The organism is Verrucosispora sp. WMMD1129, assembly GCF_029581255.1.
GTDB lineage: Bacteria > Actinomycetota > Actinomycetes > Mycobacteriales > Micromonosporaceae > Micromonospora > Micromonospora sediminimaris.
In genome coordinates this window covers 6,385,264-6,400,746 of the sequence record NZ_CP120741.1, presented here as the reverse complement: position 1 = coordinate 6,400,746, position 15,483 = coordinate 6,385,264, and the positions used below count along the sequence as shown (strand labels likewise).

At 71.9% G+C, this 15,483-nt stretch carries 11 protein-coding genes; 3 read left to right on the top strand and 8 right to left on the bottom strand.

Annotated elements, in window-relative coordinates:
• The first annotated feature begins 116 nt into the window (after positions 1 to 116).
• Together O7624_RS29575 and O7624_RS29570 are read left to right on the top strand one after the other, a co-directional pair.
• Positions 117 to 638, top strand: coding sequence for a hypothetical protein (locus O7624_RS29575; protein ID WP_282238220.1), 522 nt, complete (start codon positions 117 to 119; stop codon positions 636 to 638).
• A complete protein-coding gene (locus O7624_RS29570) occupies positions 622 to 3,348 on the top strand; it encodes a M48 family metalloprotease (protein ID WP_282238219.1) in 2,727 nt (908 codons plus the stop codon). Before O7624_RS29575 ends, O7624_RS29570 begins: the two co-directional genes overlap by 17 nt.
• Here the strand turns inward: O7624_RS29570 and O7624_RS29565 are convergent.
• From O7624_RS29565 to O7624_RS29540, 6 genes are all read right to left on the bottom strand, one after another.
• Entirely contained in the window at positions 3,330 to 4,040 is a 711-nt protein-coding gene (locus O7624_RS29565) for a response regulator transcription factor (protein WP_282238218.1), read from the bottom strand. The two genes, O7624_RS29570 and O7624_RS29565, sit on opposite strands and share 19 nt — an antisense overlap.
• Complete coding sequence (locus O7624_RS29560; protein ID WP_282238217.1) at positions 4,037 to 5,170, bottom strand: histidine kinase; 1,134 nt, start codon at positions 5,168 to 5,170, stop codon at positions 4,037 to 4,039. Before O7624_RS29560 ends, O7624_RS29565 begins: the two co-directional genes overlap by 4 nt.
• A gap of 229 nt (positions 5,171 to 5,399) precedes the next feature.
• The gene (locus O7624_RS29555; protein WP_282238216.1) at positions 5,400 to 5,996 is read right to left on the bottom strand and encodes a DUF305 domain-containing protein; all 597 of its coding nucleotides are present in this window, start codon (positions 5,994 to 5,996) and stop codon (positions 5,400 to 5,402) included.
• Between the two features lie 71 nt (positions 5,997 to 6,067).
• A complete protein-coding gene (locus O7624_RS29550; RefSeq protein ID WP_282238215.1) occupies positions 6,068 to 6,961 on the bottom strand; it encodes a DUF1996 domain-containing protein in 894 nt (297 codons plus the stop codon).
• A gap of 272 nt (positions 6,962 to 7,233) precedes the next feature.
• Complete coding sequence (locus tag O7624_RS29545; RefSeq protein ID WP_282238214.1) at positions 7,234 to 8,271, bottom strand: glycoside hydrolase family 11 protein; 1,038 nt, start codon at positions 8,269 to 8,271, stop codon at positions 7,234 to 7,236.
• Positions 8,268 to 8,423 carry a hypothetical protein gene (locus O7624_RS29540; protein WP_170863488.1) on the bottom strand — a complete coding sequence of 52 codons (156 nt, stop codon included), beginning with the start codon at positions 8,421 to 8,423 and terminating at the stop codon, positions 8,268 to 8,270. The genes O7624_RS29545 and O7624_RS29540 overlap by 4 nt, the downstream gene beginning before the upstream one ends.
• Before the next feature lie 425 nt (positions 8,424 to 8,848).
• Here O7624_RS29540 and O7624_RS29535 point away from each other — a divergent pair, with 425 nt between their 5' ends.
• Positions 8,849 to 11,110: a hypothetical protein gene (locus tag O7624_RS29535; RefSeq protein ID WP_282238213.1), complete on the top strand. Its 2,262-nt coding sequence runs from the start codon at positions 8,849 to 8,851 to the stop codon at positions 11,108 to 11,110.
• A 49-nt stretch (positions 11,111 to 11,159) separates the two neighbouring features.
• On the opposite strand, the gene O7624_RS29530 is transcribed toward O7624_RS29535, so the two are convergent.
• Positions 11,160 to 13,994 carry a BTAD domain-containing putative transcriptional regulator gene (locus O7624_RS29530; RefSeq protein ID WP_282238212.1) on the bottom strand — a complete coding sequence of 945 codons (2,835 nt, stop codon included), beginning with the start codon at positions 13,992 to 13,994 and terminating at the stop codon, positions 11,160 to 11,162.
• A 234-nt stretch (positions 13,995 to 14,228) separates the two neighbouring features.
• Positions 14,229 to 15,410 carry a helix-turn-helix domain-containing protein gene (locus O7624_RS29525; RefSeq protein ID WP_282238211.1) on the bottom strand — a complete coding sequence of 394 codons (1,182 nt, stop codon included), beginning with the start codon at positions 15,408 to 15,410 and terminating at the stop codon, positions 14,229 to 14,231.
• Positions 15,411 to 15,483: the final 73 nt, after the last annotated feature.

Below are 15,483 nucleotides of genomic sequence, written 5' to 3'. Positions count from 1 at the left end.
GCGGCGGCCCCCAGGCGCGCCGTTCGGGCGGATCACGGGGCCCTACCGGGCCCATAGCGCACGGTAGTCTGTGGCGGACCTGCCGTCCGTGCATGTGGTGCCTCGGGGAGCCGGCGTTGACGATCGAACCCACCCATCCACCGGCGACTGTCAACGGCTCCGAGGCCGTGATCCGGTTGGCCCGGGAGGTGAGCGGACGGATCGCTCCGGAGGAGTCGGGCATCTTCGACCAGGTGGCGACCGTCTGGCGGGCCGGGTTGGCGCAGCGCCGGGCACCGGGCGGCGGGGTCGGTTTCGGCATCGAGGACGCGTTGGTCAGCGCGATCGTCATCGAGGTGGTGGCCGCATCGATCCTGGACGTGCTGCGTCTCGGTGCCAGCACCGTCCGGTCGCGGTGGCGGCGGTGGCGGGTACGAGGCCGGCGCAGACCGTCTGCGAGCGAGCTGGACCGCGCCGCGCTGCCGGCGGTCGACGGTCGGGTCGTCCTTACCGCCGCCCAGGTGGCCAGGTTGCGTTCGGTGGCCCGGGGACACGCGATGACGCTCGGGCTCGACGAGGCCACCGCCGACCTGCTCGCCGACGCCCTGGTCGGCGCGGTTCACCTCGACACGGCGCCGCCGGATGACACTCACCCCTGACCAGCAACGGCCCCGGCCGCTGTGGTGGCTGTACGGGCTGATCGCGGTCGCCCTCACCAGTCTGGGAGTGGCGGCCGGCAATCTGTTCTTCCGCGGCACTCTGTCCCTGCTGATCCCCTACGACCTGACGACGACGCGCTGCGAGGCGCTGCACCAGGGCTCCCTCGACGCGTTCGGCGACTGCGCGGCAGAGCAGCTGCGCGTCCACGGATTTGTGGTCGGGTCAGCCGCACTGGTCCTACTCGCCGGAACGCTGGCTCTCGCGGTGGTCGTACCGTGGTGGGATCTGCGCCGGTTGGGTCGCCTCGGTCGGCTCGACGTCCCGCCGGCCCAGCAACGCTTCGCCGAGCTGTGCCAGCGGCAGGGGCTGTCTGGTGGGCGTACCCCTCGGTTGTGGGTGGCCGGGCCGGCGGTGCGCCACGCCTTCACCACCGCCCTGCCCGGCCGGCGACCCACCGTGGTGGTCCCGGCGCGGCTGGCCCTCGACGCCGGTGACCGGTTCGACGCGGTCGTCTCCCACGAGATCGCGCATGTGCTGGCCCGCGACGTCAGTCTGGTCTCGACGATCCGAGGTCCGGCATGGTTGGCTCCGCCCGCCGTGGCGCTGGCCGGCGTTCCCTTTCTGAACCTGTTCGGGGTGACGCCACGGCGGGTCGCGGCACAGCTCGGGGTCGCGCTGCTGGCGGTGGTCGTGACGCTGCTCGCGGCCGCGCTGCTACGGCTGCGCGAGTACGAGGCCGACCGCTACGCCGCGAACGTGGGCGCCGAGGCCGCTCTGACGGCGTCGTTCGCCCGAACGGTGCCGGCAGCGCGGCAGCGACAGATCGGCTGGGCCCGCCGGTCGCTGGCCCGCCATCCCGAACCCACGGACCGGATACGCGCCCTGCGGCAACCGGCGTCCGGCTACGAGGGCGGGTTCGCGCAGGCACTGGCGGTTGGCTTCGTCGCGGTCGCCGCCATGTACGCCACCCTCGTGCTGGTCTACTTCGGCGATCCACAGTGGTACGGGTGGGGCAACGGGGTTGTCCCGGTGGCGGCCGGTGTCGCCGTGCTCGGGCTGCTGTTTCCATCCCTGCTGCGGCGGGCCCGGCTGCCGTACCGGGGATGGTGGCGGCCAGTGCTCGGCACCGGTGCCGGAGTCGCCGCCGGAGCCGCGTTCATGCCTGTCGTGTTTCTGGCCAGGCCACTGCGCTACCCGCCGACGCAGCCGGGTGACCCGGCGCGGACGGCACTCTCCGTGCTGCTGCTCACGCTGGTCGCCGCCGGGGTGGTCGCGCTCGCCGCCCACCTGGCCGAGCTGGCGGCCCGCCGGGGGCGGCCGGTCCACGCCGGCCTGGCCGGGTGCGCGGCCGGACTGACCGCCGTCGCCGCGCTCTGGACCGTCGGTCTGGTGGCCGCGGTCCTGCACGATCTCGACGACCTGCGGTATCTGCTCACCTACGGGCTGGCCAACCAGCCGTGGCCGGCGCTCGCCCTCGGGCTGCTGCCGGTCTACGCGCTGCTGTCGCCGCGGCGCCTGCCCGGAGGACGGCGGTCGTGGCTGGTGGCGCTCGTCGCCGCAGGACTCGGCGGCACTGCGGCGATCCTGGTGACCGCGGAGGGTGCCGGCCTGACCGACCAGTTGCGGGCGCAGCAGCAGCGGTGGTGGCTCTGTGCCGCCGCCGGCGCGGTGGTCCTGGTCGTCGTGACGCTGAGCACCGCCTGGCCGTACGGCTGGGCGCGGGGGGTGCTCGCCGCGACCGCGACCACCGGCACCGCCACGGCGGCGCACTACGGGTACGGCCGGCTGACGGATCGGCCGACCGAACCGGACATGTTCGCCATGGACGTCGCGGTCGCCCCGCTCTGGCTCGGTCACGCCGTGCTGCTGCTGGCCGTGCTGCTGATACCGCTCAGCGCCGCTCGACGCCGGCCGATGATCGCCGAAAGCGCGACGCGGGGCCGCGCCACACCGGCCTGGGTGAGTGCGACGGCCGCGCCGACCGCGACGGCGGTACTGGTCGCCGCCGTCGCGATCGTGGTCGTCAATGTCGGCGTGCCCGGTGGCGTCGCCATCAACGCCGGCCAGCGCCGGCTGGCGGACTTCGACAGACGGTACGAGGTGGCGCAACGGGTGCTCACCGCCGAACAGGCCGACCGGGCCGCCCAGGCCAGCGTGCAGGTGATCCCGTTCAGCTGGCGCGTCGTCCAGTCCGCGCCGGCGGGGCAGGGCATCGCGTCCGGGCCGGTGGCCGTGTCCGTCCCAGAGTGTGAGCCCCTGGTCCGGGAACGGTTCCTGACGGTGGGCGAGCCCAGCCTGCGCACGACCGGCAAACGGACCTACACAAGTGAACCGGCGGACGGTGAATTCCCCTACAGCGACCTGACCGTCACCGTCTACGCGTACGACGCCCCGGTGGGCGAAGCCGTGCTGACCGCTGCCCGGGACGCCCGGCGGGCCTGCCCGTCGTTCATCCTCGACGACTTGCTCGACGTCGAGGTCCGGGCCGCCAGCGCGCCGATAATCGGCGAGCTGAGCTGGCGGTACGACAGCACGATGACAGCTGATTTCACCGATGGCACCACCGTCACCGCGGACAACGCGTACGTGATGATGGCGGTCGGGTACGCCGTCGTCACGGTGTTCATGTCAGCCTGGCAGGAGCCGCTGGACGAGCACCTGCTCCGGCTGGTCCTGACGACCGTGGAGCATCAACTGCTTGAACCGTGACCGGCTGGTGTGTCCGGGCTGTCGTCGAGGTCAGTGGTCCCGGGGCGACACCAGGCGGACTCGTAGGCGATGACCACGAGCTGGGCTCGGTCACGGGCATGCAGCTTGGTCATCGCCCGGTTGATGTGGGTCTTGGCGGTCAGCGGGCTGATCACCAGGCGTTCGGCGATCTGGTCGTTGGACAGGCCCTGCGCCAGGAGGACGACCGTCTCCCGTTCGCGATTGGTCAACTCCTTCAGTCGCGCACCGGTCGGTCTCCGCAGCGGCTCGGTGACGTACCGGTCGATCAGCTTGCGGGTGATCGACGGCGCGAGCAGGGCGTCGCCACGGGCGGCCACCCGGACGGCGTACACGAGATCCGCCGGCTCGATGTCCTTGACCAGGAAGCCGGCGGCACCGGCGCGAAGCGCGTGGAAGACATGTTCGTCCAGACCGTAATTGGTCAGGATGACCACGTGCACGCCGGCCAGCGTCGGATCCGCCGCGATGTGCCGGGTGGTCTCGATGCCGTCCATGACCGGCATCTGGATGTCGACGAGCGCGATGTCGGGCAGGTGCTTCCGCGCCAGGGTCAGCGCCTGCTGGCCGTCGGCGGCCTCGGCCACCACCTCGATGTCGTCCTCGATGTCGAGCAGCGCACGGAATCCGCTGCGCAGCAGCGGTTGGTCGTCGACCAGCAGGACGCGAATCATGCCGCGCCCACCGGAAGTTCGGCGTGGACGGTGAACCCGCCCTCGTCGCGTGTCTCGGCCCGCAACAGTCCGCCCAGAGCGACGACGCGTTCCCGCATCCCGAGCAGTCCGACGCCCGGTGCCGCCGCCCGGCCCGGCACGCCGTCGCCGTTGTCGTCCACCCGGATCGCGAGGGTGCCCGGCCGGTAGTCGATCCGCACCGAGGCCGTGGCGGCGGAGGCGTGACGGGCGATGTTGGTGAGGGATTCCTGCACGATGCGGTAGGCGGTGCGGCCCACCGCGACCGGCACGTCGGGCCGTTCTCCGTCGATCGTCAACGTCGCGTCCAGGCCGGCCATCCGGGCCCGTCGCACCAGTTCCGGGAGCTGGTCGAGCCCGGGCGATCCGGCGGTGCCGTCGGCGCGCAGCGTCTCCAGGGTCGCGCGCAGTTCCCGGGTCGCCTCGCGGCTGGCCTCGCGGATGGCCGAGAGCGCCTCCGGCACCGGCTCGCCGCGCCGGCTGGCCAGGTGCACGGCGACCTCGGCCTGCACCTTGATTATCGAGATCTGGTGGGTGAGGGAATCATGCAGTTCCCGCGCGATGTGCAGCCGCTCCTCGTCGGCGCGGCGCAGTGCCGTCTCCTCCCGGGTGCGCTCGGCCTCCTCCGCACGCCGCTCGGCCTGCCGAAGCGCCTCACCCGCAGCCCCGGCGGCGATCAGCCAGGCCACTTCGAGCGCGTCGCGGGCCCGCGCGAGTGCCTCGCCGACGGGTAGTCCCGGTGGTAGGACCAGAGCCGCGAGCGGAAGGGAGACCAGCATCGCGACGGCCGCCACGACCGTGACCACGCGGTGTCCCGCGCGTACGGCCGCGTAGACCGCGAACAGGAACGCGACGGCGGGCAGCTCGATGCCGGTGGCCTGGTGGCCCACCGCACACACGCCGGTGACGATCAGCACCGCGACCGGAGCTCGTCGACGCGCCGCCAACACCAGGCCGCCGGTCACCAGCCACGCGTAACCGAACAGGTCCGCCCCGGTGGCGGGGCGCGTTGCGGACAGTCCGGCGATCAGTAGCAAGGCTGTCACGCCCACCGCGATCGCCCAGTCCCCGACCGCGGCGCGCCTGAGGATCCGCCCGCACCGCTCGCTCATGGGCGCACCCTAACCGGCCGGCGCGGCCCGGCGACTCCTGCTCACGGACGACTGGCCGGCTACCACGTACGCGGTAGTGGGGCGGCGGCTACGGCGTTGGTGGCAGCCGGTCACGCGGCGCGCTCGGAATCGCCGCACCGGTGACCAGGTACATCGCCGCCGACCCGGCCGCCGCCGGAGGGGTGAGCATGAGCGCCGGCCGGATCACGGTCGACGGCGGGGGTCGCCGTCACTGTCGTGCAGCAGGCACCGGGGGAAGCGTCGGTGCCCGGTCCAGGTGGTCGAGCCGAGCGAGGTCGGCGGTGCCGGCCCGGACCACGGTCGCGGCCAGCCCGGTGGCTGCCGGGTCGGACCCGCCCTGCTGTTCGGCGCTGGCGATCCGCACCGACTGCGTCAGATGCGCCCGCAGGTGCCCGGCAGCCAGGCGGTGAAACGTCCGGCCGGTGGCCGAGCGCAGCGCGGTAAGTTCCTCGTCGGTGACCATGCCGGGCATGTCGTGGCCCTCGTGCGGATTGGCCACCGGTGCGCCGGAGTCGGCCAACAGCCGCCGGGACCGGGTCAGGTGGATACGTTCGCTGGTCTCGATCCGGGTGGCGAGCCGCCGCCAGGCCGGGTCGGTGGTCCGGTCCGGCACCAGGTCGAGGATCGGCAGCAGCCGTTCGGCCATGGCCACCGACAGTTGAAGCCAGGCGATGTCGGTGGCGCTGAACTGTCCGGCGGGTGGTGTTCCCGTGGTCGATGGTGTTCCGGTGGTCGATGGTGTTCCGGTGGCGCACCCGGTGGCGAGCAGCAGCGCGGCGAGCAGCGCGGCGAGCCGAGGTCGCACGCGGCCTCCTTCGCGTCCGCCCGGCGGCGGGGCGGTACGACCGGGCCCGCCGCCGGGTGTCACCTGTGGACTCAGAGCGGCCTGCCGTCGTGCCCGCACTTGATGACCGGACGGATGCAGTCGCGGACGCGGCGCGCCAACTCCTCCACCGGCCAGGCGTTGAAGAAGTCGCCGTGCATCGTGTAGCCCGGCCCGGAGGCCAGCCGCAGCCGCGACGGGTCACCGTTGACCGGGTACCGCAGGACCTGCCGCAGCTTCGGCACGTGCACCGGGTGGCTGGCCGGACAGGCCTGGTTCACCGGGTAGGCCAGGTGGCTCTTGTGATCCGGTGAGTCGAGGTCGCGGCCGGTCCAGCACTGCGGAAAGTCCAGGTACGACTCCAGCATGGTGCCGGCCGGGCAGTTGACGAAGTCCTTCGACGGCGGCACGTGCCCGGCATGCAGGCACGACCAGCGGGCGATGCTGTCGCCCGGTCCGGCGGCCCGGGCGTTTCCGGCGACGAGGCGCAGGCCCAGCGGGAACGGCTGCGTCTGCGCGACGACGTCGGGACGCACCCCTTCGCCGAGATAGTAGAAGGTGGCGATGGACGGTTCCACCGGCACGTTGTCGCGGTAGAGGGTCGGCACCCAGTACGACGAGACATCGACTCGCGGGTTGCAGGTGGTGGCGGAGCCGACCAGGTCGGGCAGCGTGGTGTGGGCGTTGGTCACCGTGCTGCCGAAGAAGCTGTGCATGTGCGAGGCACCGGGCAGCCCGGGGAAGACGATGGGGTCGTCCGGAAGCCGGTGGCTGTACGTGCAGTCGGCCGGGAATTCGGCCACCCGGATGGCGTTGACACCCGGGGCGGCGTCGGCCGGCGCGGTGCTGGCCACAACGTAGCTGCCGAGCAGCACCAGCAGTGCGCCGATCGCGGTGCCGAGGCGCAGCCGGCTGCGGCTGGCGGGATGGGGTGCGGCGCTGTCCATCTCTTGGCTCCTGTCGGGGAGGGTCAGGGACCTTCCGACGCCGCCGCCGTAGACATCGGAGCTTCCCTGGCCGGACTGGTGGTGGTCGCGGACGCGATCCGAGAGAGCGCTCTCACACCAGCGTCGCCCCTGGGCCGATGGTTGTCAATACGTGCCGGGTCGGCGTGGCATGCAACGACGGCGGGCCGGCCCCTGAGGGTCGGCCCGCCGTGGGTGCTGTTTGCCGGCGGCGGCGTGCCGGCTGCGGCCGTCACCCCGCCTGGTTCACCGGGTCAGCCGCTTGAGCAGGTCGCGCTCGGCGTGGTGTTGTTGCCGTTCTTCCAGAGCGTGATGCCGAAGTTGTTGCCGTTACCGTTCGGACGTGCGGTGATCGTGCCACTGGAGCCGCTGATCGAGGCGTTCCAGCTGTTCTGCAGGCTCTGGCCGCCGTTGGTACGGATGGTGACGGTCCAGTTGTTGCTGCCACTGACCGAGAAGGTCGTGTTGAACCGGTCGTTCCAGTCCTCGGCGCGCTGCACGCTGACCGAGCAGTTGCCACCACCGGGCGGCGGGTTGCTCGGCGGCGGGTTGCTCGGCGGCGGGTTCGAGCCCCCGCCTTCCGAGAGGGTGATGTCCGAGCTTCCCTGGCTCTGGTAACCCTCGGTGGCCATGATCTGGTAGTAGTGGTTACCGAGGTTCAGGCCGACACGGGCCCAGGCGTCGAAGTGGTTGGCGGTGGTGATGGTCCCGCTGCTGCGCTTCTGCTGCCGGACGCTCCAGTACTGGTAGAACGTCTGGGTGCCGTCGATCGACGGGGCGTTGACCCGCTGGCTGCGCAGGATGTCGTAGGTGCCGCCGTCGGTGGTGATGCTGCCCAGGCGGGTGGCCCCGCTGCTCGGGTTGTAGCTGCCGAAGTTCTCGACGATGTAGTACTCGACCAGCGGGTTACGGGTCCAGCCGTACAGGGCGAGGTAGCTGTTGTTGTTACCCGGGTTGTAGCTGCCCGAGTAGCTGATCGTGCGGCGGGTTCCCGGGTTCCAGCCCTTGCCACCGACCCAGTTGTTGGTGCTCCTGCTCCACGAGCTGGAGTAGCGGCCGTTCTCGCGCAACACCATGCAGGCGTCGCCGCTGTCCTTCCAGAACGAGAAGAAGAACCCGTTGTGGGTACCTTCCGTGTTCGAGCAGACCTGCCGGTCGGCCTCGGCCTGGGCGGGGCTGGCCGAGATCGCGACGGTGCCGGTGCTGATCAGCGCCACGGCGCAGGCGGCACCGATGAGCGACCTGAGTCGTCCACGCCTGCGACTTCGTGGTGGGACGGGGACGTTGTTCATGCTTCCTCCTCGTGACGGCTGACCGGTGGCCAGCAGTGCGCTACGAACCGGCGGTCCCGATGGCTGTGCGGCCACCATCGACTGTCGACGTCGTACCGGGTGGCGGTCTGCCGGTCGAACTGCACCGTGACCGGCGGAGTAGGTAGCGACATCCAACGATCATCCAGGTTCGTCGATGGCCAACAGTATTGGCGCGTATCCGCCGACCCGTCAACAACTTCCGGAAATACTCTCGAAACCTTCCCTCGACCGCCCGGCCACGCCACGAAACGCATCAGCGCTGGTCAGTAACAACGGGATGGCCGACGATTGCTCGACAAGGCCGCGACCGACCACGCCAGGTAGGCACCGCTGACCAGCGGAAGTTCCAGAGACTTTCCGGATGCGCACCGGCGGCACAGCGCCGTCAGTGCTGGTGGCGGGGCTACGACGACCAGAAATGAATACGGTCGCGCCGCCTCGCCGCGCAACGCAGGCGTGGACCCCTTCGGTTGGGGTAGGCCGGGCTGCCGTGGGATGACGCCGCGCCTGGTACCGGCCCGCTCGCGGCGAGGCGGCGAGGTGTCCCGGAGGGTCGATGTCGACTGGATCAACGGCAACCGGTGGGTTGGCGCCGCCCGAGGACGTGGTGGAGCTGCGCGTGCACGGGGTCTCCACCCCTGCCGCCGAGCAGATGGCGCAAACGCCCGTGCAGGTGGCAGGGGATCGCAACGCCGGCTTCTACCGGGCTCGCCCGAGCTGCGCCGGCACCGACCGCACCGACACCGTGGAGGTGTACCGATGGAGTGACCTGCCCTCCGGCACCATGATCCGGACGCTGTCGATGGTGTTCCTGCTGCCGTTCACGCTGCTCAACGTCGCGGTATGGATGCGCCCGGGAAACCCGGGCACCGACGCGGCGGTACGAGCTCTGTGCCGGGTGCTCGGTCTCACCCTGACCGCGCTGTACGTCCTCACCGCCGTCGGAGTCGCGTTGGACCTGACCGCGTGGCAGTGCATGTCCTCCCCGGACTGCCTGTCCGGCCGCAGCTGGCTGTCCTGGCTCGGTGGTCGCCCCACCGGTCTGCGACTGACGGCCCTCGCCGCGGTGCCGGCCGCCGCCATCGCGCTGATCTGGTGGGCCAGCACCCGCCCCGGACGAACCTTCAACGCGTTCCGCCCGCCGGAGAGCACCCGGTCCGGACACCCGCTGAGCACGGTCGGCCAATGGGACGCCGAGCCGCTGATGGGGCGACTACGCTCGATCCACATCGCCGCGGCGTTCGCGACGCTCGACGCCAGTCTGCTCGCCGCCCGGACCGCACACGCCCAAGGCCCGGCGCCCGCCACCATCGTGCTCACGGTCGCCACCGGAGCGGTGCTGGCCACCTGCGTCGTCCTGGTCTGCACTCCCCCACTGATCGAGCGGGATCCCACGGACCCTCGGCTCGACGGGATCGCCCGGGCACTACGGACAACAGCCATCGGGCTCACCATCGTGGTCGTCGTCGACGTTCTCGCCGCCCCCGCCGACTGGCGGGAGGAAGGTGGCCTGCCCGGCTACGCGCCAACCCTCACCTGGCTGTTCGGCGCGCACGCCGTACTGCTGGCCGCCCTGGTCTCGGTCACGCTGCGGCCCCGGGGCCAGCGGTCGGGCCACCGACGCCCACGCTACTTCGGCGCTCCGGCGGCAGCCGCCGCCGGAGCCGGTATCGCGGTGGCGTTCTCGGCAGAACTCGTCCGTCGGGTGGCCGATCTCCTGGACCGGAACGCGTCGGCCGGGCAGGTGGCCATTCGGCCACCACCCGCCTTCACCTGGGCGATCTACGGCTTCTTCCGGGCGGTGCTGATCACGCTGGTCGTGGCGGGCCTGGTGGTCCTGCTGACCCGGCGCGGCCGTACCCGCGCGGCGACCGCGATCCTCGCGCGCGACTTCCCGAACCCGCCACCGGAGGCCGTTGCCCGACTACGGCAGGTACGGCAGGCGATCGCACGGGCCCGGTCCACCGAATGGCTGCCACCGCTGGTCGTGGTCTACGCCGGTCTCGGCGGGCTCGGCGCGGCAACCACCGTGATCGACCTGCTCGGCGAGCATCCCGGCGACGTCATCCAGCGGTACGCGCAGGTGCCCGCAGGCCTGATCGAATTCGGCATCGGACTCGGTAGCCAGCTGATCTCGGCAACCGTGCTCGGCCTCGTCATCGGTGGAATCTTCGCCTACCGGACGCCAGGATTCCGGCGCCATGTGGGCGTGCTCTGGGACCTGGCCACCTTCTGGCCACGCGCCGCCCATCCCTTCGCCCCGCCCTGCTACGCCGAGCGGGCCGTGCCGGAGCTGGCCCGGCGCATCACCTACCTGATCAGCAGGGGCCACCTGGTGGTGATCACCGGATACAGCCAGGGGTCGGTGCTGGTCGCCGCCACCATCCTGCAGCTGGCTCCACGGGTCAGCGATCGGGTCGCCCTGCTCACCCACGGCTCGCCGCTGCGCCGACTCTATGCTCGGTTCTTTCCCGCCTACTTCGACGACGACATGTTGCACGAGGTGGGTGACCGGGTCGGCTGGCGATGGGTGAACCTGTGGCGGGACACCGACCCGATCGGAAGCTGGACCTTCTCCGACCACCGGCCCGACACGCCACCGACCAGCAGCGGGCCCTCTGCGACGGTGGACCGCCGCCTGCCGGATCCGGCGGGCCTGGTCGCCCCGCCCGGCGACAGCGTTCCGCCACCGATCAAGGGCCATTCGCCCGGCGAGTCCGACGAGGCTTTCGTGGCGGCGACGCGGGAACTGGTCGTGCGGTTGCGGGCCGGTCAGCCCACCGGTCCCGGCGACGATTCCCCGCCCACCCCGTCGTAGCCGAACAGGTGAGCCCGTGGGGGGCGCGACCAGGCACGACGAGCCGCGGTCAGCCGCTGGCTCCGCAGGGACCGGCGGTCGTCTCCGTCAGTCGCTCGATGCGTCGTAGGGCCTCGTCGATCGCCGGGTCGTCGACGTCGTCGTAGATCCGCGCCGCCTGGCGCCAGGCGGCGATGGCCCCGGCCTGGTCACCCATCGTCTCCCGCGAATCGCCGAGCCGGACCAGAGTCTCGGCCTCGTGGTAGCGGTCGGCGGTGTCGCGGAACAGCTGGATCGCCTGCTGGTAGCAGTCGACCGCCCGGGCGTGGTCACCGAGCCTGTCGTACGCGAAACCGATGCTGTCCAGCGTCGCCGCCTGACCGTTGCGGTCGTTGCTGCGGCGCTGCTCGGCCAGGGCGGCAGTGCAGCTCTCGATGGCCTGGTTGTACTCGCCGGTGGTGGCCAGCAGCCAACCGATCGCGTTCAGCGCACGGGCAGCTCCGGAACGGTTGCCGACCATCCGGTACAGCCGCAACGCCTCGCGGGCGTGCGCCAGCGCCTCGTCGAGCCGACCGCCCAGGAAACAGAGTTCACAGTAGTTGTGCAGGGTCTGTGCCTGACCGGTCGGGTCGTTGAGGTTCCGGTAGAGGTCGAGCGCGCGGCGGAGCCGGTGCTCGGCGTCCTCGTGTTCGCCGAGACGGGTGAACGCCCGCGACAGCAGGCGGTTGGCGGTCGCCTGACCGGCGAGGTCGTCGATCTTCTCGGCGGCGGTCAGCGCGACCTGCTGAATGGCGAGTTGGTCCTGCCAGAGACCGCGGGGTGCGACGAACGTGTTCAACGTCCAGGCGAGCTGCCAGGCGTACGCCTCGAACCCGCTGTCGGCGGCCTGCCGGACCATGCGGAGCAGCACCCGGTGCTCCGCGGTGAACCAGGCCAGGGCGGCGTCGTGGTCGGTGGCCGGTCGCCGGATCACCCCCGGTAGTGGCGGCACCGGTTCGATCGGCGCCCACTGTGGTTGCAGCAGCACGGCCGCCGGGTAAGCACCGTGCAGGTAGTGGTCGTAGAGTCGTTGCCGGCCGGCTCGCCGCTCCCCGGCGTGCTCGGACGAGTCGGCCAGTTCGGCCGCGTAGACCCGCAGCAGGTCGTGGAAGGTGTACCGGCCGGGCGTGTGCTCGGTCAGCAGGTGCAGTCGGGTCAGCTCGCGCAGCGGCGGCACGACGGCCGCCGTGGGCACCCCGGCCAGGGCGGCTGCGGCGTCGGCGCTCAGGTCCGGACCGGGATGCAGGCCGAGCAGTCGGAACAGCCGCGCTGCGGGCGGACTCAACGCCAGGTAGGAGCGGGAGAAGACCCGCCGCACGTCGCCGTCGGCCAGCACGTCGAGCCGGGCCTCGGTGGAGTGCAATTCGGCGGCGATGGCATCGAGCGGAAAGGTCGGGTGGGTGGCGACGCGCGCCGCCACCATGGACAACGCCAGCGGCAACCGTCCGGTGGCGGCGATGATGTCGGTGACCGCCTCCGGATCGGTCGCGAGCCGGGTGGCGCCGAGCCGGCCGGCGAGCAGACTCATCGACTCGTCGTCGGTGAGCACGTCCAGCCGCAGCGGTTCGGCGCCCTCGGCGGCGACCAGGTCGGCCAGCCGGTCCCGGCTGGTGACCACGACCAGACAGCCACCGGCTCCCGGCAGCAGGGGCCGCACCTGACTGGCGTCGCGGGCGTTGTCGAGCACCACGAGCATCCGCCGGGAGGTCAGCAGACTGCGGTAGAGGCCGGTGCGGGCCTCGGTGCTGGTCGGAATCCGGGAGGGCGGCACGCCGAGCGCCTCGAGGAAACCCTGGAGCGCGTCGTCCGGGAACGCCACCTCGGCCTCGTCGTAGCCGTGCAGATTCACGTAGAGCTGACCGTCAGGAAAGCGGTCGGACACCCGGTGGGACCAGTGCAACGCCAGGGCGGTCTTGCCGACGCCGGCCATCCCGGACACCGCTGAGATGACGACCGTCGCCGGTCCTTCGCGGTCCAGGAGCGCGTTCAGGCGGGCGAGTTCGGTGGCTCGGCCCACGAACTGTGGCACCGCGAGCGGCAGCTGCTCGGGCCGCCGACCGCCGGAACCCGGAGTCGCCGGGGAGGTCGCGTCGGGCGTCGGCTCACCGCTGCTGGTGAACCCGTTCACCACCAGGCTCGGGCGGTGATGCAGGATGTCGTCGTAGAGCCTGATCAGCTGTGGTGCAGGGTCAAGACCGGTCTCCTCCGCAAGGATCTGCCGGGCCTGCTGGAACGCGTCGAGTGCGCCTGCCACGTCGCCGATGCGGTAGAGGCCCAGCATCAACTGGCTCCAGGCCCGCTGGCGCAGCGGATGCTCGTCGAGCAGGGCTCGCAGCCGGCCGACCACCGCGGCCGACGCGCCTTGCGCCAGCATCGCCTCCGCGTAGTCCTCCTCGGCGAGCAACCGCTGCTCCTGCAACTGGGCGACCCATCGGGTCAGCAGCGGGTGCGATGGCAGGTCTGCCAGGGGCGCCCCGCGCCAGAGCGTGACCGCCTCGGCGAGCTCCGTCTCCGCTCGGACGGCGTCACCAGCGGTCAGTGCGTCCCGGCCACGCGCGGCGGCGGCGTCGAACCGATCCAGGTCACGCTCGCCCGGCCGGACAGCGAGCAGGTAGCCGCCGGCCGCCGTCGGAATCCGTTCCTCACCGAGCAGTTGGCGCAGCCCGCGCACGTACGTCCGCAGGTTCGCCGCGGCCGAGGGTGGCGGTTCGTCGGCCCAGAGCATCGGGACCAGTTCGTCGGTGCCCACAGTCTCGTTGGGGCGCAGCAGCAGAGCGGCCAGCAGCAGCCGTTGCTTCACCGAGCCGAGCGGGATGAGCCGATCGCCGCGGTGCACCGCCAGCGGGCCGAGCAGGTCGAAACGCACAGGGTCCGTCCATCGGGTACGCCGGGCAAGGGCCGGTCACCCGCCCCGACTGCCGCACCTGTTGAGCGCGTCGGCACGGGCAACGGTGACGTTGTATCTCCTTTGTGGCAAAGGCTATACGCCGGTCATGGTAGAGGTCCCGGCAGTACCGAACCACCGGCGGCACGCGGGTGCCGAGGGCCGCCGCACCGGCCGGTCGGGTCTACTCGGTTCCTTCCAACGCCGGCACTCGCCCTAACCGCCGCCGGGCCGGCTGGTGCGCTGGCTGGTCAGCACCACCAGCAGCTCAAATCGGACGGCCGGGTCGTCCAGGTCGTCGCCGTACAGTTCACGCAGCCGCTTGAGGCGGTAGCTGACCGTCTGCGGGTGCACGAACAGCTCGGTGGAGACCTCGGCGCGCGAGCCCCAGTGCCGGAGCCAGGCGTACAGCGTCGCCAGCAGGTTGTCCCGCTGTGCCGGGCGCAGCTGCGCCAGCGGCGCGAGGCGGCGGGCGGTGAGCACCGCCAAGGCCCGCTGCTCGCCACGCAGGGTCAGCGTGACCAGGTGGTCGTCGACGAAGACCGGACCGGAGGACGGTCCGACCAGCCCGGCGGCCAGCTCGGCGAGCCGGACGGCCGCCGGCACCTGCGGCCAGCCCAGTTCCGGGCCGACCACCGCCGGCCGGCCGGTGAACGCCTCGGCCAGGGTGGCGCGGGCCGCCCGGGTACCCGCCCGCAGCAGCAGCACGGCGTCGCGACCACGCTCGATGACCAGGCCGTCCGGGCCGTACCGGAACCGCGCGTCGCGGGCCTGGTCCAACGGCAGCAGTACGGGCACCACCGTGTCCAGCTCGGCCCAGCCGATCCGGGCCGCCGCCGACTCGACGGCACTGGGCAGACCGTCGCCGCGCAGCAGCAGCTCGGCGAGGTGCCGCCGACGGTCACCCTCCCCGGCCTGCTCGCGCAGCTGGAGCGCGTACCCGTCGGTGCTCGCGGCGGCCAGCTCGGCCACGTAGGCGCTGACCGCGTCGGAGAGGTCGATCAGTTCCTCCGGATCGACCGGGCGTAGCCGGGCCAGTGACTGCGACGCCGTACGCAGCAGCAGCCGTGCCGCTGTCCGCAGCGCGGTCAACAGCGCCTCCGGTCCCCGGTCCTCGCGGGCCTCGGCGGCGCCCAACCCGACGAAGACCTCCCGGAACCGGGGCGGCAGCGCCGGTTCCCCGGTGCCGATGAGGTCGAGAAAACGGTCGAGGGCCACCTGCACGGCGGTGCGTACGTCCCGGGCGAACTTGTCGTCGGCGATGCCGGCGAAGGCCGGGGTGGCCTCGGTGACGGCGACCGCGACGGCGGCCACGGTGGCCGGCAGGTGCGGGCGCATCGCGGCGGCCAGATCGGCGGGCAGGTGTCGCCAGGGAGTCGCGGAGACAGGCGCGATCATCCGGCGATTTTGTCACGGCAGGATAAGAACGGCGGCGGTTCTCACTGCCGACGGGACGGTGTTTCGATCGGCC